The organism is Pantoea sp. X-Soil-MYKO-1785, assembly GCF_059730675.1.
Map to the genome: position 1 here is coordinate 2,643,598 of NZ_AP036000.1, position 23,424 is coordinate 2,667,021.

Annotated in this window: 19 protein-coding genes, 1 tRNA gene and 1 pseudogene; 16 read left to right on the forward strand and 5 right to left on the reverse strand. The window is 51.4% G+C overall.

Features of this window, described 5'->3' with window-relative positions:
* The first annotated feature begins 152 nt into the window (after positions 1-152).
* The 3 genes from AC6I8D_RS12755 (at position 153) to AC6I8D_RS12765 (ending at position 3,097) form a co-directional block, all read left to right on the forward strand.
* Positions 153-785 carry a TetR/AcrR family transcriptional regulator gene (locus AC6I8D_RS12755; RefSeq protein WP_046288231.1) on the forward strand — a complete coding sequence of 211 codons (633 nt, stop codon included), beginning with the start codon at positions 153-155 and terminating at the stop codon, positions 783-785.
* 82 nt (positions 786-867) lie between these two features.
* Positions 868-2,250 carry a D-arabinono-1,4-lactone oxidase gene (locus tag AC6I8D_RS12760; protein WP_497820291.1) on the forward strand — a complete coding sequence of 461 codons (1,383 nt, stop codon included), beginning with the start codon at positions 868-870 and terminating at the stop codon, positions 2,248-2,250.
* A 16-nt stretch (positions 2,251-2,266) separates the two neighbouring features.
* A complete protein-coding gene (locus AC6I8D_RS12765; RefSeq protein ID WP_312760181.1) occupies positions 2,267-3,097 on the forward strand; it encodes a glycosyltransferase family 8 protein in 831 nt (276 codons plus the stop codon).
* 56 nt (positions 3,098-3,153) lie between these two features.
* Here the strand turns inward: AC6I8D_RS12765 and AC6I8D_RS12770 are convergent, their stop codons facing one another.
* Positions 3,154-4,275, reverse strand: coding sequence for a Gfo/Idh/MocA family protein (locus AC6I8D_RS12770; RefSeq protein ID WP_069729568.1), 1,122 nt, complete (start codon positions 4,273-4,275; stop codon positions 3,154-3,156).
* A gap of 343 nt (positions 4,276-4,618) precedes the next feature.
* Here AC6I8D_RS12770 and AC6I8D_RS12775 point away from each other — a divergent pair.
* Positions 4,619-4,694 (forward strand) — tRNA-Asn (locus tag AC6I8D_RS12775).
* A gap of 483 nt (positions 4,695-5,177) precedes the next feature.
* Positions 5,178-6,398 (forward strand): multidrug effflux MFS transporter, encoded by a 1,221-nt coding sequence (locus AC6I8D_RS12780; protein ID WP_089562324.1) that lies wholly within the window; start codon positions 5,178-5,180, stop codon positions 6,396-6,398.
* Between the two features lie 122 nt (positions 6,399-6,520).
* Here AC6I8D_RS12780 and AC6I8D_RS12785 read toward each other — a convergent pair whose 3' ends face one another.
* Complete coding sequence (locus tag AC6I8D_RS12785) at positions 6,521-7,546, reverse strand: alpha/beta hydrolase (protein ID WP_371601216.1); 1,026 nt, start codon at positions 7,544-7,546, stop codon at positions 6,521-6,523.
* A 275-nt stretch (positions 7,547-7,821) separates the two neighbouring features.
* On the opposite strand from AC6I8D_RS12785, the gene AC6I8D_RS12790 reads away from it, so the two are divergent.
* From AC6I8D_RS12790 to AC6I8D_RS12820, 7 genes are all read left to right on the forward strand, one after another.
* Positions 7,822-8,988, forward strand: coding sequence for an aldo/keto reductase (locus AC6I8D_RS12790; RefSeq protein WP_497820292.1), 1,167 nt, complete (start codon positions 7,822-7,824; stop codon positions 8,986-8,988).
* A 14-nt stretch (positions 8,989-9,002) separates the two neighbouring features.
* Positions 9,003-9,683, forward strand: a complete 681-nt coding sequence (locus AC6I8D_RS12795; protein WP_497820293.1) for a heavy metal response regulator transcription factor — start codon at positions 9,003-9,005, stop codon at positions 9,681-9,683.
* 15 nt (positions 9,684-9,698) lie between these two features.
* Entirely contained in the window at positions 9,699-11,156 is a 1,458-nt protein-coding gene (locus AC6I8D_RS12800; RefSeq protein WP_497820294.1) for a heavy metal sensor histidine kinase, read from the forward strand.
* A gap of 64 nt (positions 11,157-11,220) precedes the next feature.
* Positions 11,221-11,700 carry a (R)-mandelonitrile lyase gene (locus AC6I8D_RS12805; protein WP_064367692.1) on the forward strand — a complete coding sequence of 160 codons (480 nt, stop codon included), beginning with the start codon at positions 11,221-11,223 and terminating at the stop codon, positions 11,698-11,700.
* Positions 11,678-12,439 (forward strand): carboxymuconolactone decarboxylase family protein, encoded by a 762-nt coding sequence (locus AC6I8D_RS12810; RefSeq protein WP_064367691.1) that lies wholly within the window; start codon positions 11,678-11,680, stop codon positions 12,437-12,439. Before AC6I8D_RS12805 ends, AC6I8D_RS12810 begins: the two co-directional genes overlap by 23 nt.
* Before the next feature lie 9 nt (positions 12,440-12,448).
* Entirely contained in the window at positions 12,449-13,033 is a 585-nt protein-coding gene (locus tag AC6I8D_RS12815) for a flavodoxin (RefSeq protein ID WP_279810805.1), read from the forward strand.
* Between the two features lie 107 nt (positions 13,034-13,140).
* Positions 13,141-14,205, forward strand: coding sequence for an alpha/beta hydrolase (locus tag AC6I8D_RS12820; RefSeq protein WP_279810804.1), 1,065 nt, complete (start codon positions 13,141-13,143; stop codon positions 14,203-14,205).
* Positions 14,206-14,544: 339 nt separating this feature from the next.
* Here AC6I8D_RS12820 and dsr1 read toward each other — a convergent pair whose 3' ends face one another.
* Positions 14,545-18,384 carry an anti-phage defense-associated sirtuin Dsr1 gene (dsr1, locus tag AC6I8D_RS12825; protein WP_279810803.1) on the reverse strand — a complete coding sequence of 1,280 codons (3,840 nt, stop codon included), beginning with the start codon at positions 18,382-18,384 and terminating at the stop codon, positions 14,545-14,547.
* Positions 18,385-18,727: 343 nt separating this feature from the next.
* Between dsr1 and AC6I8D_RS12830 the strand changes: the two genes are divergently transcribed.
* Together AC6I8D_RS12830 and AC6I8D_RS12835 are read left to right on the forward strand one after the other, a co-directional pair.
* Positions 18,728-19,579 carry an aldo/keto reductase gene (locus tag AC6I8D_RS12830; protein WP_163520538.1) on the forward strand — a complete coding sequence of 284 codons (852 nt, stop codon included), beginning with the start codon at positions 18,728-18,730 and terminating at the stop codon, positions 19,577-19,579.
* A 26-nt stretch (positions 19,580-19,605) separates the two neighbouring features.
* The gene (locus tag AC6I8D_RS12835; RefSeq protein WP_497820295.1) at positions 19,606-20,595 is read left to right on the forward strand and encodes an aldo/keto reductase; all 990 of its coding nucleotides are present in this window, start codon (positions 19,606-19,608) and stop codon (positions 20,593-20,595) included.
* A gap of 34 nt (positions 20,596-20,629) precedes the next feature.
* Here the strand turns inward: AC6I8D_RS12835 and AC6I8D_RS12840 are convergent, their stop codons facing one another.
* Positions 20,630-21,523, reverse strand: a complete 894-nt coding sequence (locus tag AC6I8D_RS12840; RefSeq protein ID WP_497820296.1) for a LysR family transcriptional regulator — start codon at positions 21,521-21,523, stop codon at positions 20,630-20,632.
* 148 nt (positions 21,524-21,671) lie between these two features.
* Between AC6I8D_RS12840 and AC6I8D_RS12845 the strand changes: the two genes are divergently transcribed.
* Both AC6I8D_RS12845 and AC6I8D_RS12850 read left to right on the forward strand, forming a co-directional pair.
* Positions 21,672-22,463, forward strand: a complete 792-nt coding sequence (locus AC6I8D_RS12845) for an SDR family oxidoreductase (RefSeq protein ID WP_497820297.1) — start codon at positions 21,672-21,674, stop codon at positions 22,461-22,463.
* Between the two features lie 437 nt (positions 22,464-22,900).
* Positions 22,901-23,080 carry a hypothetical protein gene (locus tag AC6I8D_RS12850; RefSeq protein ID WP_497820681.1) on the forward strand — a complete coding sequence of 60 codons (180 nt, stop codon included), beginning with the start codon at positions 22,901-22,903 and terminating at the stop codon, positions 23,078-23,080.
* A 16-nt stretch (positions 23,081-23,096) separates the two neighbouring features.
* Here the strand turns inward: AC6I8D_RS12850 and AC6I8D_RS12855 are convergent.
* A pseudogene (locus tag AC6I8D_RS12855) lies at positions 23,097-23,419 on the reverse strand (zincin-like metallopeptidase domain-containing protein); the annotation flags it as partial.
* Positions 23,420-23,424 lie beyond the last annotated feature (5 nt).

The window sequence follows — 23,424 nt, forward strand, 5'->3', positions numbered from 1 at the left end:
TTATACCTGTAAATTCCCGGCCTGTGTCAGGTTGCGGGCGTTGATCGCCGCGCACAATTTTCGGCGCTGCCTGCCGCGCCGCGCTGTCGGTTAAACGCATCCTTCTGCCGCTGTGCTACCATTCTCCGGTCAAAACCACCCTGTTGAGCACTATGTCGGAATTAACCAAACGTAAAAATGACCCTGAAGGGCTGAAGAAACGTATTATCGCGGGCGCACTGAAAACCTTTGCCGAGTTTGGCATGCAGGGCGCACGGCTGGAGCAAATTGCCGAACATGCGCAGACCACTAAACGGATGGTGGTGTATCACTTCGGCAGCAAAGAGCAGCTCTATATTGATGTGCTGGAACAGGTTTATCAGCAGATCCGCCAGCACGAAACCGGCCTCAACCTGGCGGCGATGGAACCGGAACTGGCCATGACCCGCCTGGTCGAAGCCAGCTTTGATTACCATGTCGCCCACCCCGACTTTATGCGACTGGTGTGCAGCGAGAACCTATTACGTGGCCGCTATATCAGCCAGTCAACCCAGATTAAAACCCTTAATCGCAGCGCGCTGGACGTGCTGGATGACATTCTGGCCCGTGGTCAGCAGCAGGGGCTGTTTATCGAAGAGGTGCAGACGATAGACGTGCACCGCCTGATCAGCAGTATCTGCGTGCACCACGTCTCCAACCGCTACACCTTTAATGCGTTGTTCAGCCCGGATAACAGTGAAGAAGAGAGTATTCGCCGTAATCGTCAGCTGGCTGTAACCGCAACGTTACGTTATATCCGCAAATAATCTGGCGTCGTTCCGGCTTGGCTTAGTCATAGTCTACGCTTAGTGAATACCGTCATAAAATCGCCATAAAAGGAATGCTGTTGTGAGCAGAGACGCCCACCTTTATCCGCTTCGCCACACCGACGTTAATCCCAAAGATGACGTGCTATGGAACTGGGCGCAAAACGCACAGATCGGTAGCCGCCACCAGGTGCAGCGTCCCGCCAGTGAAGCAGAACTTCAGGCACTGCTGCGCCAGTCACAGGGCCAGATCCGGGTGATTGGCAGCAAACTCTCCCCTGGCCGTATGCTGCACGTCAGCGAACAGGATCTGCTGCTGGATCTCAGCGCATTCAGCGGTCAGACTGCCAGCGATGAACATAGCGTGACCTTTGGTGGTGCGACCCCGCTCGATCAGGTTTACCGCACCCTGACCGGGATGAACCGGATGCTGGCATCGTCGCCAGGGGTGATTGCCATTCAGACGCTGGCCGGTGCCATGGCGACCGGTACTCACGGTCAGGGTCTGCAGCAAAGTTCGATTGCCGATGAAGCGCTGTCGATTCGCATGGTGCTGACCGATGGCAGCGTGCGGGAGTTTACGCGCGGCGAACCGGACTTCCCGGCGGCGCAGGTTTCACTTGGCGCGCTGGGTATCGTGACTGCCGTGACGCTGCGAACCGAACCGTTTCGCATCTTCACCTGCCACAAAAATGCGGTTTCTGCCGATACGCTGGAGCAGGATCTGCTGTGCTGGAATGATGAATATCCGCTCAGCAAAGCCTGGTGGTTTGTCGACGATAATCGGGTCCACGTCTGGAACGCTCACCAGGCGAGTGACGACGAACGTCTGCGCTATGAACAGCAGGATCGTCAGGTGGTTGAGCATGAAGGTCAGGCTGATGACAGTCTGAACGACACCATCGATCAGACGCTGGCGCACATGCATCGTGATACCCAGATCCAGGGCAAAGGCGGTAAGCAGTTTCGCACCGTGACCCGTTTTCGCGATTTCACCGATGTTACCGGTGACATCTACCAGCTGTTTTGCCGCGGCATCGCGGTGCCGCAGATCAATGTCGAAATCGGCGTACCGCTGGCGAAAACGCCTGCCATCATCAGCCGGATCAAGCAGTGGTATGCGGCAAACCGTCCGCATATGCACTACCCGATCATCCTGCGCTGTACCGGTGCCTCCTCTGCCTGGCTGAGTCCGGCGTATGACCAGCCAACCTGCTTCTTCGGCTTCGTGGTGTACTACGCGGATGACGGCTCGCTCTCGCCCGACGGTCTGCATTTTTTGACCGAAGTAGAAAAACTGCTGGCCGATGAGGGCGGACGCCCGCACTGGGGCAAATATTACGACGAAGAACGCTATCGCTGGCGTGAGATCTACCCGCAGTGGGATGCGTTCCGTGCCCTGCGCAGCCAGCTCGATCCGCAAGGCCGATTAGGCAATGATTACATCGCCCCACTTTTTGACTGAATTAATAAGGGAAAATATGTTTGCCTGGGTAACGCTGTTAACTCAACCCGACTATCTGGTGGGCGTGAAAGCGCTGCACCATTCGCTGAAGCAGAGCAACAGCCAGTGGCCGCTGGTGGTGATGACCACCTCAGCGATTTCCGCCGAAGATTGCCAGGCTTTGCAGGCCGAAGGCTGCGTGATAGCGCCGGTTGAGCCGATCTACCCGCGCGCCGATCTGGATCAGCATTATGCTTCGGCGCAATTTGGCGAAGTGTGGACCAAGCTGCGTGCCTGGCAGCTGACTGATTATCAGCGCGTGGTGTTTCTCGATGCCGATATGCTGGTGCTGCAGAATATGGATGAGCTGTTCACGCTCGATCTCGGGGATAACCTGATGGCGGCGTGTCACGCCTGTCGCTGCAATCCGAACCAGATTGCCTCTTATCCGGCGGACTGGCAGCCCGGGCAGTGCCATTACACCTGGCAGGCGCGGGGTGAAGCCGCGCCTGCCAGCCTGGACTATTACCTGAACGGCGGTTTTCTGGTGCTGACGCCGGATAATGCGGTTTACGAGGCACTGGAACAGCGGATTGCGGCGATTGATGACCTGAGTGCGTATCCCTTCTCAGAGCAGGACCTGCTAAACGAGGCGTTCGCCGGCCGCTGGAAACCGCTCTCTTACGTTTATAATGCGCTGAAAACCTTACCGTTCCAGCACAGCGCGATCTGGCGTGACGACGAGGTGAAGAATCTGCACTTCATCCTGGCGAAGCCGTGGAAACGCGACCTGAATCAGCCGGAAAGCCAGCGCGACCGCTACTACGCGCTGGATAAGCTGTGGTGGGAAAAAAGCGGCCTCGCCTGATCTCTACCGGGCAGGAAGTCACCGCTTCCTGCCCGCTTAGTCCCCCACCGCCAGCGCTACACCGTCATCCAGCGACGCTCCAGCGCAGACAGCGCAATCGCCTCCAGCACCTTCTGCACCTGTAATCCTTCCGCAAAATCGGGCCACATACGATCGCCTGCCGCAATGCCGTTAATTAAATCGCGGATCTCAACCGTCTTCTGATCGTTGAAGCCGATGCCATGTCCGGCCGACACGCAAAAGTTGGCATAATCGGGGTGCGCTGGCCCGGTCAGCAGCGTTTTAAAGCCCTGCCGTCCGGCCGGTTCATCGTGAATATAGAGTTCCAGTTCCGCCATGCGCTCCTGGGTATAGCGCAGCGTGCCTTTGGTGCCGGTGACGACATAGGTCAGCCCCATCTTGGCACCACAGGCGATGCGGGAGGTTTCAATTACGCCATGCGCCCCGTTGTGGAAACGCAGCAGCGCACTGGCCTGATCTTCGTTTTCCACCGGCAGCTGACGGCTGAGATCTTTCGGGTCCGGGCGTGAAGTGATGACCGTCATCATGTCGCCACTGACCTCGGCGATATCCCCCACCAGATAGTGCGCCATGTTGACGATATGCGCCGCCAGATCGCCGAGCGCGCCGAGCCCGGCCAGCGCTTTCTGACAGTGCCAGTCGAGCGGCGTCTGCGGTTTTGCCAGATAATCTTCGTTATGGGTGCCGTAGAAATGCACCACCTCACCAATCTCGCCATTGGCAATAATCTCTCTCGCCAGCTGGCTGGTGGGGTTTTTCATATAGTTAAAGCCGACCAGGGTTTTGACGCCGGCGGCCGTGGCGGCGGCCACCATCTCTTCGGCATCAGCCACACTCAGCGACAGCGGCTTTTCGGAGTAGACGTGCTTACCGTGGCGGATCGCCTCCAGCGCCATCTCTTTATGCAGGAAGTTGGGGGCGCAAATGTCGACCACATCGATAGCCGGATCGCGCACCAGCTCGCGCCAGTCGCCGGTCGAACGGGCGAAACCAAAGGTTGCGGCCTGGCGGGCGGCCAGGTCCGGGTTCACTTCCGCCAGCATCTCCCGCACGATCTCGCCTTTCAGCGCAAAAACGGTGGGTGCCTGGGCATAAGCAATGGCGTGACAGCGACCAATATACCCACTGCCGATCATGCCGATTCTGACTTTGTTCATCTCAACTCCATACACGCATCTCAAGGTTGAAATGAAATCTAAATTTCATTTATGCCGTTTACAAAGCCAGAATGAAATAAATGTGACGATGGTGGAAAACAATCCGCCAGAACCACTGATTACGCCGCCTGACAAGGACTGCTCTGCGGCAAAACACCTCATAAAAACCTCACTTTTGCCGGCCCGAGCTTTTTTACTTAGCGGCGGGAAACCGGCGAAAAGCGGACATTTCAGACGCGACCACCACCGGCAGTGGCGACTATTTCAGCAGTCAGGCGATTTTGTGAAAAAGAGCTTTGACATGGCCCGGACGGGCCGTTACTATGCGCCCCGTTCCAACAATTCCTCTGTAGTTCAGTCGGTAGAACGGCGGACTGTTAATCCGTATGTCACTGGTTCGAGTCCAGTCAGAGGAGCCATATTAGAGAAGCCCGCTCAGGGAAACCTGAGCGGGCTTTTTGCTTTTGGCTTTTTTGACCGGCGGTTATGAGCGAAAAGCGGAAATTGGCAACTGTTCTAACCACTGATAATGGCATCACTAAAATCGCGGTGTGTTAATCAGCGGTGAGCAAGGCAGTCCGCTTGGAAAACCGAACTTATCCTACGCTAAGACTAACCTACGGCTTTATGACGAAATTTTTCTTAGATTAGACAGGAAGGCATGCTGTTTTATGATCTGATAATTCGTGCCCTTGTCTGCAATCACAAATCGTGCCTGAAACGATACCTCGATTCTTCCCCATAAGGCCTAAGATAAGCACCTGTTCAAATCATTTTTTCACTGCCTTCGCAATTCCCAATATTAATGAATGTTATTCATAGTCCCTATCCTCCCCTCGGTGATTATCAGCGAGCTTAAACCCGTTAATATACCCTTATCTCTTCATGTCCAACGGATCACCATGCTTAATCAACAGACACGTACACAGTCAGCTACAGCTAACAATACAGGTCTATCATTTCTACTCATTCTCAGCGCCCTGATGGCTGTTACCTCTTTATCAACCGACATCTATCTTCCGGCTATGCCCGTCATGGCGAAAGATTTGCAGGGTGATGCTGAGCTGACGATCACAGGGTTCCTTATCGGCTTTTGCATTGCGCAACTGATTTGGGGACCGATTAGCGATCGTTACGGGCGTCGTCTGCCGCTGTTTATCGGTTTAGGCCTATTCATCATCGGCTCGGTGGGCTGCGCATTATCAACAGATATCGTGCAAATTATCTTCTGGCGTGTTTTTCAGGCGTTAGGTGCCTGTACCGGGCCGATGTTGGCACGAGCAATGATCCGTGACCTGTTTAGCCGCACTCGTGCAGCACAAATGCTTTCGACCCTGATGATAATCATGGCCATCGCGCCGATTGCCGGGCCCCTGATCGGCGGGCAGATGATTAAAGTCACCTCGTGGCATGCCATTTTCTGGCTGCTGGCGATTATCGGAACATTAATGCTGATGTCTTTATTCTGGTTACCGGAGACATTACCTGTTGAGAAACGCTCGCAAGCCTCCGTAACCAGAGCCTTTCACAATTACTATGCCTTGCTCACCAACGCCAGATACATGCGGTTTACCCTGTGCCTGACTTTTTATTACGTTGCAGCCTACGCCTTTATCACCGGTTCTCCGTTTGTATACATCACGTACTTCGGTGTTGACCCGCAGCATTACGGTTGGCTGTTTGCAGTAAACATTGTGGGATTAATGGCAGTGAGCATGGTCAACAGACGCCTGGTTCACCACTATCCACTGGAAGCGTTGCTCAGGAATGCCGTATTCATCGCCACTATTGCGGCAATAGTGCTGGCGGTCACGACCGGCCTGGGTGTCGGTGGAATTACCGTGATTATCGGCGCTGTGTTCGTGTTCTTCTCTATGAATGGCATCATCGCTGCGACATCCACGGCTTGCGCACTTGACGCCGTTCCTAATGTTGCAGGCTCGGCGTCGGCGCTAATGGGCGCGTTACAATACGGTAGTGGCATCATCTCTTCACTTCTTCTCGCTCTGTTCAGTGATGGCACACCATGGACGATGGGCTGGATAATTGCGGTGTTTACGGCAGCCAGCGCCTTGATGGCATTGACTGTTCAGGTAAAAAACAACTATCCCCTGCCCGAATGATTTTATGAATTTCATTCATAGTGGCTATTAACCAGACGTAATTATCTTTCATCCCGACTCCGTTAATCTGAACGATAAATTTTGGATAAGTCGATACCCGCCGGGGTATCGACAGATGCGGATTAAATATTCTTATCGAAGAAGACGTCTAACTTTTGCAAAGCCTTGTCAACGTATTTGGGCACCCAATACGTCTCGATATGGGTAGCACCATCGATCAGGAAGAGTTCTTTGTCCTTCGTACCGGTGGCTTTCGCGAACGCACCTTCAGTCATATAGAGCGTATCCGCTTTTGTACCGGCAATCATCAGCAGTGGTTTATTGATGAGATTGATATGGTCCGTTACGTCAAAGCTCATCAAGTCTAACAGGCTGCTTGTAGTGTATTTAAACGTAGAGTTCGGATGGGCGTGGGTTTTCCAGTAATACTCGTAGCCCTGGCGATACAAGGCAAAAGGTAATTTAGCAATCTGTTCATCAGTCAGGTTGGCATCGCCGGAGTAAAGCACCTCTCCTCCGGCGGCTTCCTGAGCACGTGCGTCAGAAGCCTGCTGAAGACGCTGCTGGATAGTATCCAACTGTGAATCCTGCATACCATTGCGGCGCACAAGACCTGAATTAAACATGCTGATGGTTGCGATCGATTTGAACCGTTTGTCTGTCTCGGCGGCAACCAGTGAATAACCGCCACCACCGCAAATGCCAAGCAGACCGAGGCGGGAAGTATCAACCCCCGGATACTGGCTGATGTAGTCAGCCATGCCGTGGATATCTTCGATGCGATTAGCGGGTTTATCCACGCTGCGCGGCATCCCACCGCTAGCGCCCTGATAAGCCGCGTCGGCGGTAATCGTGATGTAGCCCTGCTCGGCGAGACGCTGGGCATATAAACCCGCGACCTGCTCTTTTACGCCACCATTAGGATGTGCGACCACCACGGTAGGATATTTTTTGGCAGGATCATAGTTAGCAGGGGTATAGACATTCGCAGCAATCTGGATGCCATGCAGATCGTATTTAACTGGATGGATGTTGACCTTGCCTTTGACGTTCTCAGTGATGGCACCGTCATAGACGAGGGTGAACGGATTTTTTTTGTAATCAGCCGCATTGACTGAGGTCACTCCGGCCATTGCCGTTATCAGCATTGCACTTATAAGTGTGAATTTCATGGTATCTCCCGAAGAGTGGCGACCTGTCCAGGCAGGCTCGCGATATCAAATATGCAGACTCAGATTAGGGAGTGAGAGCTGTCAGCATAGTGACAGGCAAATAACAATTTTGTCAGGAAGCCGCCAAGTGGCAGGTAATCATTTCTGACAATGCTGTCAGGTAACCGTCAGCTTTATGTTGGCAATCAGAAGGCAGAATGTTCTCGCTTTAATGAGATTCATGTTCAATTTTCTGAGAAAAGGAGTAATCAATGAAAAGCCAGAATGACCCAACAATGCCAGAGCGACGCAAGCTATTAGTCGCCGGGGCGGGTATTGCCGCCGCCTCGCTGATTCCCCACGTATCGGCGGCGAGCCAATCCTCTCAGGTCGATTCCTCCAGACAAACCAGCCAACGCAATGCTGCTCCGGGCAAGCGTAAACTCGGGAAGCTGGAAGTTTCTGCCGTCGGTCTGGGCGTGCAGAACATGAGTCGCAAATATGACACCTCTGTTCCCTGGCGTCCCGAGATGCTCAATGTTATCCACCGGGCCTTTGATGAAGGGGTAACGTTCTTCGACGCAGCTGAAGCCTACGGCCCGTTTGAAGTCGAAAAAATTCTCGGGGAAGGCGTCGCCCCGTTCAGGGACAAAATCGTTATCGCCACTAAGTTTGGCTGGAACATTGACCAGCAGACAGGTAAGCGACTGCCGGGTCTCAACAGCAGACCGGAGCATATCAGGCAGGTCGTCGAAAACATGCTCAAACGCCTGCGTACCGATCGTATCGATTTACTGTATCAGCACCGGGTTGACCCGCAGATCCCGATCGAAGATGTCGCCGGTGTGGTGAAAGATTTAATGGATCAAGGGAAAGTCCTGCACTGGGGGCTGTCTGAAATGGGTATCAATACGCTGAGACGCGCCCATGCGGCATTACCCGTTACTGCCGTACAAAGTGAATACTCCATGCTCTGGCGCGGCCCTGAAAAGCAGGTACTTCCGCTATGTGAAGAGCTGGGCATTGGCTTTGTGCCATGGAGCCCACTCGGCGTGCAGTTTTTAACGGGCTGGATTGATGGGAATACCCGGTTCGCTGCCGGTGATATACGTGCTATAGAAACGCGATTTTCACCCGACAATCTCCCGCACAACTTACAACTCGTTGAGCTGCTGAAAACCTGGGCGATAAGAAAAAATGCCGCGCCGGGCCAGATTGCACTGGCATGGCTACTGGCCCGTAAACCTTGGATAGTTCCCATCCCTGGCACCACCAATAAAGACCATATGCTGCAAAACACAGCGTCTACCGGCATATCGCTGACTGCCGCAGAAATGACCGAGCTCACCCGCTCACTGGATGCCATCACTATCCAGGGTCAACGTCTGCCGGATGCCGTGCAGGTTTATTCAGATGTTGAAGCTCCGTTGAAAAGTTAAGAGGAAGTCCCGTTATGCGCCTGTTGTTAGTCGAAGATGAAGAAAAAACGTCAACCTATCTCAGCCGTGCGCTGGGCGAGTCTGGATTTATGGTAGATGTTTCTGCAGATGGCGCTGAAGGTCTTCATTACGCGCTGGAGTTCGACTACGACGCGATAATCCTGGATGTGATGTTGCCAGGGATGGATGGCTACCGGGTTCTCGAGGGTGTGCGGGCAGCTAAACAGACGCCGGTGCTGATGCTCTCTGCACGAGGATCCGTCGACGAGCGCGTCAAAGGGCTTCGTCTTGGCGCGGATGATTATCTTCCAAAGCCCTTTTCGCTTATTGAGCTGGTGGCGCGCATTCAGGCACTGGTGCGTCGCCGCTCTACGGATGGCGCGGACATCACCCAACTGCAAATTCACGATCTGCACCTCGACTTACTGTCTCGCCGCGTTTTTCGCGCCGGAACGAGGCTGGAGCTGACCGCAAAAGAGTTTTCCCTGTTGAGCCTTCTGGCCCGGCATCAGGGGGAGATCCTGTCAAAGATGATGATTGCAGAGCAGATATGGGACATGAATTTTGATAGCGATGCCAATGTGGTTGAAGTCGCCATTAAACGCCTGCGTGCCAAAGTTGATGCTCCGTTCGATATCAAACTGTTACATACCGTTCGTGGCATGGGATATGTCCTCGAAGTCCGGACCGAATAAATGAAGGGGATAAGCATGCCTAAGCGTTCCATCTCCGTTCATCTGGCGCTGATGTTTGCCTTATCCGCGCTGCTGATTGTCTCCGTTATCGGCATCCTGCTCAGAAGCTCTTTGCATGACTCTTTGCAAAAGCAGATGCACAACGAACTGTTGTTCCGGGAATCATTAATGAGTCCGTGGATCACCGCACGAACCTCGGCTGAGGGCTGGTCAACGCTTGCCAATAAATTCACCGTGTTAACCAATTCTGAAGGTGAGCGAGTTCGCTACTGGATAGTAAGCGATAACCCACGCTTCAGCATCGGGGGAACACCACCAGTGGGTGTTCAGTGGTCTTCATTACAGGAGGGCTTTAATAAAGTGCCAGGTGCATCAGAAGGTGCATGCTCGCTGTTCCTGTTAGTCAAAACCATCCCCGCGAACGGAGAAAGACCTGAGCTGCGCTATGTGGTTGCCATCGACTCCACGCCATACATGGGAACACTTGATGCGTTCACGCGTACATTGCTGATCATTACCGCACTGGGCGTCGCGATTGTCGCCTTACTGGGTTACATCGTATCAAGGATCGGTCTTCGTCCGGTTAGGGCGCTCAGTAAACAGGCCCGGCAACTCGCTCCCGGGGACCATGGTCAGCGCCTGAATACCGAAGCATTACCTGACGAATTACAGCAGTTAGCATCATCTTTTAATGGCGTGCTGGAACGGCAAGAGGTCGCCTGGAGGCAGCTCGAGAGCTTCAATGCCGATGTTGCGCATGAACTCCGGACTCCGCTGACTAATCTGATCGGCCAGACGCAGCTGGGGCTCTCACGCCGACGTTCGCAAGATGAACTGGAAGAGTTATTGGGTTCCAATCTGGAAGAGCTTGAACGTATGACGTCGATAGTTAACGACATGCTGTTCCTGTCCCATGCCCATGCGGGTGAACATGCGTCCCAGCTTACGCAGGTTTCCCTGCGGGAAGAAACCCTGAAAACAGCGGAGTATGTGGAACCCTCTTTTGCGGAAAAACAGCTTTTTCTGGATGTGGAGGGGGATGTCACCGCGCATATCGACCGGCGGCTGTTCCACCGCTCACTGGCTAATTTACTGGAAAACAGCGCAAGACATTCACCCTCCAGCAGCAGGTTAACGGTGCGGTTAAGCGAAAAAGGTCATCAGGCCTGTGTTGAAGTTTCAAACCTTGGCGATCCGATATCGCCAGAGCACTTACACCGGCTTTTCGAGCGATTCTATCGCGTTGACACCTCCCGGGCCAGAAGTGATACCCATCATGGGCTGGGCCTGTCGATCGTGCGTGCTGTCGCCATTATGCACAGGGGGGATGTCTTTGCGCGTAGTGAAGGTGGCATCAATACATTTGGCCTCACCTTTGCAATACAAGCGGATAAAGCGGCGGGCAATGCTCAATCCGGCGCTGAGCCGGGACCCGGGTTAACTGACAGAATTGTCAGGGGGGCGTCAGCCTGACGTCATCACCCTCTCGATAAAATCATCGCAGGCAATCCCCTCTTCATTGATAAGGACGCTTTGCATGATCGGACATTTACGTTACCTCGGGCTGTTACTGCCCTTCTTCACCTTTTCATCCTGGGCAGCGGAGCAAAATCCCGCTGTCCATATTGCCCCAGCAGGAAGTCAGAACGCGGTGTATGGGCCAGCGGAGAATTTTACCGGTCGCGTCCGGGTTGATCCTCTCTTCAAACCTGATAACGACATCCGTGTTTCCGGGGCTTATGTCACCTTTGAACCCGGAGCCCGTTCTGCCTGGCATACGCATCCGGCAGGTCAGCGGCTTATTGTGACCTCGGGTGTTGGGCTCACACAACAAGAAGGCCAGCCGGTGCAGATTATCCGCGCGGGCGATGTTGTCTCTTGCCCTGCGGGCGTCAAACACTGGCACGGGGCGGCACCCGGCAGCGCGATGACGCATCTGGCGATAACCGGGGTTGTGGATGGTAAGAGCGTTAACTGGATGGAGAAAGTGACAGATGAACAATACCACGCCCATTAAGGCATTAACGGCAGCGGTACTGCTGACCTTTGGTTTTGGTCTCACGGCAAATGCTGCGCCCGTCAATAAAGGAGCCTCAGAAATGAACCACGAACAAACCGTTTCGGATACGCTGTCGGCTCGCCAGCAGGCCATCCCGTTGATTGCGGCATCGATGGCCAGCAGTCAGATGGATAAGCTGAATGCAGCCCTGAATCAGGGACTTGATGCAGGACTCACCATAAACGAAACCAAAGAGATTCTCGTCCAGCTTTATGCCTATACGGGCTTCCCCCGTAGCCTGAATGCGCTTAGTGAACTGATGAAGGTCGTCGAAGCACGTAAACAACGTGGCATCGAAGACGTTGAGGGTAAAGAACCGGTTGCTCCGATCCCTGTCGGGGATGAGCTTCGCCGTGTCGGTACCGCAAATCAGACTAAAATCTCAGGCGCTCCCGTTCAGGGCCCTCTGTTTGATTTTGCCCCGGTCATTAATCAATTCCTGCAAACGCATCTGTTCGGCGACATTTTCGCCCGCGATAACCTCAACTGGCAAAGCCGCGAGCTGGCAACGGTTGGCGCATTAGCGGCCACACCAGGCGTTGAAGCCCAGCTATTATCGCATACGCGAGCCAGCATGCGGGTCGGCCTGACGGCAGCGCAACTGCGCCAACTGGCACAGGTTCTGCGTGAACATGGCGAAAATGATGCGGCTACGCGAGCTGAAAAGGCGCTGCAACAGGCGCTCACAAACAATTAGGAGTTGGGTATGGAGCATGATCCTAACCGCAGAATGTTAATCACCGCGCTTGCCGGGCTCACACTGGCGAACGTCTCCCTGGCGACAGCTGCCACCGGAAACGCAAACGTGCAGGGCACAAGCCGTATTCTGGTGGCGTACTTTTCCCGCAGCGGAAATACACGGGTGATTGCGGGCGTCATTCACCGTAGCCTGAACACCGATCTGTTTGAAATTGAACCGGCCACACCTTATCCGGAAGACTATTTTCAGACCGTTGAACAGGTGAAAAATGAGCGTGAGCGAGGAGTCAAACCCGCATTAAAAAATAGCGTTGCAGATATCTCACGCTACGAGACAGTGTATTTAGGCTTTCCGATCTGGGGGACCAGCGTGCCGCCTGTAGTGCAAGCATTTCTCAGCAGCCACAACCTTGCGGGCAAATTACTCATCCCCTTCATTACTCACGGTGGCTACGGTAAAGGAGACAGCGACGACATCCTTGCCAGTCTTGCCCAAACTGCGCGTCGGGAAAAACCGCTTGTTATTGAATGCGACCAGGAGCGAAGAACAACTGAAACGGTCACCAGTTGGTTAGAGACAATACGCAGTTAATCGTCCGCATTAATGAATCTGCCAAATAAGGGCAATCAGGGGTGCTAAATAATTAACGCTAACAACTCAGATATGATTGAACGGCAAACATAACAGAGGATGTAATCTTGAAGACAATCTTAAAAACGCTGGCCATCTGCGTAATGGCGGGTGGCCTGGTGGCTCAGTCGGTCTATGCCGAGCCGCTGGTCATTCAGGAACAAGGAAGCTTTTCTGCTGGTGGCACCATCATCACCGCCCCAGGAACATTTGATGCGAAAAAGCCGCTGGAGTCTGCTGGCCAAACCTACCATGGCGATCATGCGTCTGTGTTCTACCAAATCCCGGAGAATCCGCATAAATACCCTATCGTCATGCTGCACGGCGCAGGTCAGTTCTCCCGTACCTGGGAAAGTACCCCGGATGGTCGCGAAGGGTTCCAGAACATCTTCCTGCGTCGCGGGTTCTCAACTTATCTTGTCGATCAGCCGCGTCGGGGCAGCGCCGGACGTACGACGGTAGAAGGTACTGTTACGCCTAAACCGGATGAACAGATGTGGTTCAATCAGTTCCGCGTTGGCGTGTGGCCAGAGTATTTTAAGGGCGTTCAGTTCTCTCACGACAAAGAAGCGTTGAACCAGTATTTCCGTCAGATGACCCCGAACACCGGGCCGTTTGATATCAATGTTATCTCTGATGCGATGTCCGCCGTCGTGGATAAATCCGGCCCCGCTATCCTCTTCACCCACTCTCAGGGTGGCGGACCAGGCTGGTACACGGCGATGAAAAATGACAAGGTCAAAGCCATTGTCGCCTTTGAGCCTGGCAGCAGCTTTGTCTTCCCGGAAAAAGAACTCCCAGCCCCTATGCCAAGCGCGTTCGACACGCTGAAGGGTGAGCCAGTGCCGATGGAGCAGTTTATGGCTCTGACCAAAATCCCGATTCTGATTATTTACGGCGATAATATACCGGATAAGCCTGTCACCATGCCTGCGCAGGACAGCTGGCGCGTACGTCTGGCAATGGCTCGTGAGTGGCGTGACGTGGTGAATAAGCATGGCGGGGATGTGACGGTAACGCATCTGCCAGAAGTGGGAATCAAAGGGAATACCCACTTCCCGTTCTCTGATTTAAATAATGTGCAGATTGCTGATTTGGTTAGTAAATTTTTGAAGAAAAAAGATCTGCAGTAGGAAGAGCCAATATTGAGCCTTCATTAATGAAGGCTCGATACAAACATCAGTTTTATCAAAAAAATAAAATGGAAACGTGATGCTCTGCTTTGATCGAGGAGCAGAAGTTCGCTTTTAATACTAGTCAGTAATAACCTCTAGACGATCTGTAATACATCATCGTCACGACTCTGACTATGTAAGCTCACCTGATTTCATGAACAAATACATACTACCTCGGAGTAGGTAAATGAAATCGCCATCATCCCTGACAGCTCTGTGACAGTTTTAAGCGGATTTCTCAAGCGCTTATTATAGAAGCATATTACAAAAAGATTATTGTGCTTAAATAGCACGCCGCTATGAGACACTAAATCTCCTAGAGTGCTCTCTCAACCGTAAATATTGAGCATTTTTCTCAAGATCTGGTGCTGCACTGATAATCTCATCCAGACATAAACTCAAATTCTTGGACAACCATTGCCGGTTTGTAGTTGAAATTATGGCATTAAGCAGTTCCACTACTTCGGCAGCAAATCGCTTACATAATCCAGATTCATGCAGACGGTTTAAGACGTAGCTTGGGTGTTCAATGGGTTGTAACCAAGCGAAAATCTCTTGTAAAGCTGCAGGAAATTCATCTCTGGCAGCAATGACCAATTGAGTAAGAGATACTGCAATTTTCGGTGTAGCCAACTCACGTGATTTCGGCCAGATGTTTCTCCAGAATGGTTGAACACGGTTCTTCCAGTAATCTTCTCGTTGATCGGCTGCACCATCCAGTGCCTGATAAAGCGCCTGGGCACACTTTTCAAGCCCATCATGCGGTAGCGCACCAAACGCTCTACGAAATTCCTCTACGGTGTAATCCTCTGTCGGCCCCAGAGCTGCATAAGTGAGAAAGCTTGCGTATTGCTGGCGATGTTCACCCAGTTCCTCATAGTGGTTTGCGCTGTCCAGTAGCTGATATTTGAAGGCTGTCATTAATGGCTGGTACAAGCGAGGCGACCACAGAAAGCCCTCCCATAGCGCTTTCGCCTCAATAGAATCGCCCCAGTCAAAAAATGGTAAAAGAAACTGTTCAGTCCAAGAACGATCAACTCGGAAGAGTGCTATTAATTGCGCCCCCAACACTACCCGCGCATGGATAAATTGCTCTATGGTTGGGTCGCACAGGTTTGTGAAAATAAGCTTGAGATCGTCAGGAAGCTGGTCGTTATCATTTGGGTTCCGTTTGAACCACAAATTTATCAAGGCTTGCGCAATATGACCGACGGGATGATTAATTGCGGACATAACGGGACTGTAATTTTCGATTCCATTAGTAACAAAATGAGCATCGCCCCCTCTTCCAAGCGGAAGTGCTAACACTTTTTGGGAGATAGATAGCAGTAGATATTCGTTGTGGTTTGCTGCCTTAGATACCATTTCTATCCAACGCGAGACGCTTTGAAGTATCTCCATAAGTACGTGAGCGGGTATAGCCTGAACTAGAGGTGCACAATATCTCCACGAGCGTGATACCAGCCCTTCTTCAGACCAAACTTGGAGAGCTTCACTCCATCGTTTCACGGGCCAAATATCTTTTTTTGCCAGTGCGTAAAGCGCTGACACACTGAGGAACAATCGCGTGCGGCAAACATCACGCCATGTATCTTCGTAAAAAAAGCGATCATCTGGGATTTCTTTGGTGAGCCATTCCACTAATTCCTGCCGCTTGCCAGGAGCAATGACAACTTGTCGACTGTTCTCATAATCAGGATCACCCGTGCCACTCATCCAGTGAGAGAATTCGTCGCGTTCATTATCATGTAACTGCCAGTCAGGATGGGCATTGGATAATTCTGCCAAACGCGCTGATGCTATTTCTCCCAAGGTAAGGCAAGAAAGATTAAGTTTTGCCAGATGCAACCAAATAGAATGAGCGACAAGGTACTGCCACCTCTCTTCCTCAATATCTTCACGATACATCCTACGTGGAGGCCCTTCCAGAATTACAGACTCAAGTTGCTCCTGTTCATGGCTTTTCAGACTTCGTCCCTGTAATACCAATAACCTATAAACCTCCCTTCCAGTATCACTTGACCATAACCACCACGCGTTGTCGGACAACAACCACTCAACCCACTTTTCTGAAGGAATGGAATCATCGTTGCTTGCAGCAAAAAGAGCGAGGCGTTTGAAGGTAGGGTAAGGCAAATCAAACCAGTTCAGCGCGATTAATGTTGCACGCGCACTGCTATTAGCTCTGACCGAAAGCCATGAATCTCGCAGAAGTTCAATTAAACAAGTCCAGTCGTGGAATCCTCGGTTCTGCCAGTGTGGAATAATAGAGGGAAGGTCCCAGTATGATCGGTCACTATTCTCATCAGCCTCCCCTAGTTCGCGCAGCAGGTCCAGCGCATCACGTAGTAGCTGTTGAAAATCGTCCAGCAGAGAAGGTAGGGCTGATTTCCAGACTTCACTGTCGAGTGTACCCAATGCAGAATTAACATCATCTGCAGTCAATACAAGCTCAAAGTCAACTAATTGCCTGATAGTATCTGGGTTATCAATTCTGCCCTCGTCATAACCCCAGCGAAATGGTTTCTTCAATGCGATCTTCGGAGCAAGCAATTCGCGAAGATTTAATCTCATTGTCGTCGTCATTCCCTCCCAATTTAGGCGATTAATCCACTGATAAAGATCAGCATTAAGTCCGTATGATTTCACCCTCTTGGTGAGCAGCAAATTCCATAAAGTACGCATAAGAGGCACAGGAATAGCATTAGGTGAATTTGTTCGAATATCATCAAGTTCAGAGGTTTTGCTTTCACGCTCCAGTCTACAAAGAAATTCTAACTGGTTCTCAATCATCCACTCCCAACGTTCATGTAGATGACCTCCACGTTCCGCAATCCAGATCACCAGTCTTGGGTCGTTCAGATGACGTAGCAACCAACGGCTAATGTGACCCATCACATCGTCCCACAGACTCTCAGAACGACCATTAGATGCAAGGCACATATAGGGCGCAAGGATGTAAGGCGCAGGTCGCCGCAGCATGCTAAAGCAAAGCTTTGTATCTACCACCTCGTGAGGAGGTACACCAAAGCGGATCAGATCTTCATATTTGAAACGCTCAGAGCCAAATGGCTCGAACAACCAGTCCAGAGAGGGAACTGGATTGAAATCAGCAAAACGCTTAGCTGGTAATCCCGATTTATCCGACAATACCCATAACATCCGTCCGACAAAGTTGTCCTGCCTCGTCGTGTCTTGTGGCCTGGCTAGGGCATGTTTGACAACAATAGCTTCTTTACCCTCAATCCCATCCCGGTAAGTATCTGCCCAAGCATGAAGAGTTTTATGAAGTGCGGAATGGTCATGGCTACCGGCAGGAACACTATAAAGAATAGGTGTCACCCCCTTGGCTTCCCACTCAAGGGCTTTTTTATGTTCATTGCCTGGCTCACTATCTCCCAGTGCCCAAGCTTGGGGAGTCATTTCCCCCAACATACGGTCTGCTGCTAATGCATCCATCATGTATCGCAATACTGGGTCATTAATACTATAACCCACGAAGCACACAACATAGTTTCGAAACAGTTCACTGACGAAACGGGCAGCCCAACGTTCGGTAAGATAAGCCAGTCCAAAATCCCCGCTGGTAACTACCAGACGGTTTAGTGCCGTATCATCGGTTTTTTCAGGTAGTAAACCGTGCAAAAAGACTACCCCATCCCACTTACTGCTCTTTGGAATAGGAAGCATCGGAGATGAATATGACTGGAATGGCTGACGCGTACGTTTTGCCGCTACGTGAAAGAGGCGATCAAAGTTAGTAGTAACTAGACGCAGTGCACCTTTTCGACTTCGTGATAAACGCAGCAATGCAGCCTGAGTATCAGTGGCTCCCTTGAGGCGAATCTTTGGTTTGAGCGCATTGAAAAGAGCGCGGCGAACATCCATTCTCTGGCCGGGCAAACGTCGCTCAAGAAGATCGAGTGTGGCATCATATTGATCACGTTCTAATGTAGCCTTCTCAATATCCGAAGGTTCAGTTCCGTTCAGCCGGTAAATCTCTTCGACTAACCCTTTGAAACCCGGTAGCTGCGCGGGATATGAAATACCCGCTCCGCAGAAAAATACCACACGACCTTCTTCATGAGCCTGTAGAAGTGACTCGGGGATGTCAGGGCCGTTTGTTATAAATTGCATACCTTATGTTCCCTATTCAGTTTCCTTGGCATATTTGCTAACAAAATTTCTTTAGCATCGGATATCCACTGATGGCACAAGGCCAGCTGATAGATTAGGTATTATTCAGGAAAAATTATAAATGTGATCGATCATAGACTAACAAAATGCTCATTTTATTTAGTTTTTCCTGAACCACCATATGGAAATGAAAACAATCAAATCTTTGTTTCTGGCACAGAACCTACCGTCAGCTTCTCTAAATTAATGAGCACACCTAATAAACCCTAGCTAATTACCCCATCTAATCGAATAAATCACTTTGCGTTATGCTTTTCCTACACAACAGCTAAAGGATAACGTCATGCAAACTGTAAAACTGAACAACGGTGTTGAAATGCCCCTGCTGGGCTTTGGTGTGTTTCAGATGTCTGATGCCGCTGAATGCGAAAGAGCCGTTATTGATGCCATCGATACGGGATACCGTCTGATCGATACCGCCGCGTCTTACCAGAATGAAACCCAGGTCGGGAACGCACTGAAACAGACCGGTATCGCACGTAACGAACTCTTTGTAACGACCAAGCTATGGCTGCAGGATACTAACTACGAAGGTGCTAAAGCACAGTTCGAACGCTCCCTGAATCGGCTGCAACTTGATTACGTTGACCTGTACCTGATTCACCAGCCTTACGGTGATGTCCATGGGGCATGGCGAGCTATGGAAGAACTGCAACAGGCAGGCAAAATTCGCGCCATTGGCGTCAGCAACTTCCATCCAGACCGACTGGCCGACCTTATCGCCTTCAACAAAGTGGCCCCTGCGGTAAACCAGATTGAAGTAAACCCCTTCAACCAGCAGCTGCATGCCGTTCCATGGAATCAAAGCCATGGCATTCAGCCGGAAGCCTGGGCACCGTTTGCTGAGGGTAAAAATGGTCTGTTCCAGCATCCCGTGTTAACGGCAATTGGTCAGAAGTACGGCAAAAGCGTGGGCCAGGTTGTGCTGCGTTGGATCTTCCAGCGAGGCATCATTTCACTGGCGAAATCGGTGCGCAAAGAACGCATGAAAGAGAACATCAATATTCTCGATTTTGAACTCAGCCCTGAAGATATGCTTCAGATTGCCGCCCTCGACACCGCAACCAGCGCCTTCTTCTCACACCGCGACCCGGCGATGGTGGAATGGCTGACTGGCCGCAAACTTGATGTTTAAGTCGCGATAAAAGAGGTATTCATTCAATGCAAAAACGTTATCTGGGTAAATCCCGACTCGAAGTCTCCGCACTTGGGCTCGGTTGCATGGGCTTAAACCACGGCTACGGCCCGGCGACCGATACCCGACAGGCTATCGAGCTCATCCGCGCTGCGGTTGAACGTGGCGTCACCTTCTTCGATACCGCCGAAGTGTATGGCCCCTTTCTTAATGAAGAGGTGGTCGGTGAAGCCTTAAAACCATTTCGTGACCGCGTGGTCATCGCCACTAAGTTTGGTTTTACTTTTGGCGACGACAACAAGCAGCAGATTTTAAACAGCCGTCCGGAGCATATCCGTGAAGCGGTGGAAGGATCATTACGCCGTCTTAAGACTGATGTCATTGATCTGCTGTATCAACATCGTGTCGACCCGGATGTCCCCATTGAAGATGTAGCGGGTACAGTGAAAGAGCTGATCGCGGAAGGCAAAGTCAAACATTTCGGTCTGTCCGAAGCGGGTGCGCAAACCATTCGTCGGGCACATGCTGTACAACCAGTCACTGCACTGCGAAGCGAATATTCCATGTGGTGGCGCGAGCCTGAGCAGGAGATCTTGCCGTTGCTGGAGGAACTGGATATTGGTTTTGTACCCTTCAGCCCATTAGGCAAGGGCTTCCTGACGGGATCGATTAAGCCAGGAACGACTTTTGGCAAGGATGATTACCGCAGCACCGTGCCGCGTTTCGCCGAACAGGCGATTGAAGCCAATGAAAAGCTTGTCTCATTGCTGGGTGAACTGGCGGCAGAGAAAGGCGTGACGTCTGCGCAAATCGCGCTGGCATGGCTGCTGGCACAAAAACCGTGGATTGTTCCTATCCCCGGCACCACTAAGCTGCACCGGCTGGAGGAAAACCTGGGGGCTGTTGACATCATTCTTTCGCAGGATGATTCGCATCAAATAACCCAGGCGCTTGAAACGATTAAAATCGTCGGCGAACGTTACTCTCCTGAGCATCAGGCTCGAGTAGGCCGTTAATACCCGGGCGGGTCCGCAGCGAATTGCGGACCCGTTATTCCGAGTAGCGAAGTGCATCGATCATCAGCGCAAAAGCGGGCGGATGCTGCTTACGGCTCGGGTAGTAAAGATAATATCCGGGGAAAGACGGACACCAGTCCTGCAGAACCTGAATAAGCTCTCCTGACTTTATATAATCCAGCACCCTGTCCTCAGGTATACAGGCGATGCCAAAGCCAGATAAAGCCGCATCAATCCTTTCCGCCTGCAGATTAAACGTTACCTGCCCCTCAACCCTGACCCGTAACGGTTTCCCTTCCTTCTCAAACTCCCAGTGGTACAGTCCCCCGGCAGTCGGCAGGCGCATATTGATACACCGATGATTTTGTAGCTCGTGCGGCGTTTCAGGTACAGGATTTGCAGCGAAATAAGATGGTGCTCCCACTACGGCCATTCTCATGTCCGGTCCAATTCTTACCGCAATCATGTCCTTATTCACGCTTTCGCCCAGGCGGATCCCGGCATCAAAACGCCTCTCAACAATATCGACAAAGCCGTTATCAACCACCAGTTCGAGATTAATTTCCGGATATTCCCTGAGGAAAGGTTTTAACTTCGGCCATACCAGACTTCGCGCGGCATGCTCCCCGGCAGATAAACGGATATTGCCGGAGGCGGTGCCATTAAGTTGCACAAGCGATTCCAGCTCCTGCTCAAGATCGGCGATACGCGGTTCAAGGCAGGCAATAATTCTCTCACCGGCTTCTGTGGGGGCAACGCTTCGGGTCGTGCGGGTCAGAAGGCGGATATTGAGCCTTTCCTCTAGTGCTTTCATCGCGTGGCTGAGTGCAGACTGAGAAACGCCCAATTTGCCCGCTGCTTTGGTAAAACTTCGCTCTCTCGCTACCACAAGAAAGATTTGCAGTTCGTTGAAGTTTTCTTTGAGCATCGGCGATTTCCTTATGGGGGCATTCCCTTCACCGCACACTCATGAAGGGGGTTCATAGACACAATCATTTTAGCCCCATTACTGACAATAATGATAATTGATATTCTAAATGTATCGAAAATAAGTCTGAATTATCAGAAGGTTTATCATGAAAATACTCATTGCAGGTGCGACAGGAAGTATTGGACTTCATGTCGTGAATATCGCTATCGAAATGGGTCATCAGCCTGTAGCGCTGGTTAGAAATAAGAGCAAAGTGAAATCGCTTCCTCGGGGAACAGATGTTTTTTACGGCGATGTTTCAATGCCGGAAACACTCACCGAATTGCCGAAAGATATTGATGCCATCATCTTCACTCTCGGTTCCGATGGTCAGGGCCGTATTGGTGCCAGGGCCATAGATTACGGCGGAGTGCGCAATATTTTACGAATATTCAAGGATGCACCTGTTGATATCGCCCTGATGACCACGATTGGCGTGACTGAACGACTCAGCACCTGGAATCAACGCACTGAGGTTCATGACTGGAAAAGACGTGCCGAGCGTCTGGTAAGGGCAAGTGGTCATTCCTATACCATCGTCAGGCCCGGCTGGTTTGATTACAACAATGATGATGAGCACAGAATCGTTATGCTTCAGGGAGATCGTCGCCATGCGGGAACACCGGAGGATGGTGTGATATCCCGGGAGCAAATCGCCCAGGTTCTGGTCAGTGCCCTGACCAACGATGAGGCAAAAAATAAAACGTTCGAGCTGGTGGCTGAACGAGGCGAAGCACAGCAGGATCTCACTCCGCTGTTTGCTGGCCTGCAGACTGATAGTCCTGAAAAAAATGATGGGGTTCTAGATATAGACAATATGCCTCTGCGTGAAGAACCTGAGTGCATTATTAACGAGCTGAACCTGTATTCAAAAAAATTAACCAATCTAAAACCCTGACAATTTTGTCATATAGCGGTCAGTCTTATTGTAAGCACACCCGCTTTAGTTCCAGGCACTTTTTGAGATATCCGGTTTTTCAGCCATCAGCCAGTACTTTTCCGGCGTTAGTTTATTCAGGATGAAGTTGCACCCACGAAAACTGGGAGCTGATGGGATAATCCATCGACAGAATTACGCATGAGGTACCTCTGCGCGTTTAGTATTAGGCGACTAATCTGGGGCATTCCGTTGAGCCAATACTGCTGACGATTCGAGACAGGGGAGAAAATTTTCAAGGTAGCTTTCAACACGCTAATACTATTGTTAATCAAAGCTGCCAACTGGTTGGCCCTCCTGTTACTTCCCACTGCCTTTTTTCTGCATCTACAATTGGTGCCCGCTTCTGGCGCAGAGCAGACTGCCCTTGTGGATATGGTCATAGTAACGAACAGAAAATACACGAGACCGCTCACCAGCTTCTATTGGTGGTCATTTTGGTGGTCTTGACAGCATCGCAACTCAGGTTTAGCCTATTTATTCGCCAGTTACTGGCAAAGGCGATCCCAGTCAGAGGAGCCATATTTAAGAAGCCCGCTCAGGGAAACCTGAGCGGGCTTTTTGCTTTGTGTTATTAGTGAATCAGTAACAAACTCAGTGGCTATCCATCAAATAACGATGCGCTTTGGACGCTGCACTAGCGGCCTTGAAAATATAGCGCTTGTCATTCTTCAGTGGTTTCAGCCAGGAAGCAATATCGCTTTAATGCTGCCCCTCTCCAGCGATCCCCAGATCCGCCATCAGGTACGCGCTTCCCGGCTTGGCGATCAACTCCTCAAAAGCCTAACTCGCACTGCCAAACTTCCCTTTCATTTCACGATTCAGGCGGCTTTTGCCCCAGTCCAGTGAACCAGCTCATGCAGACCGGTGGCGTGAAAATTGGCCGCATCAGAAAAAAGGTAACGCTCCGGCAACCATGTAA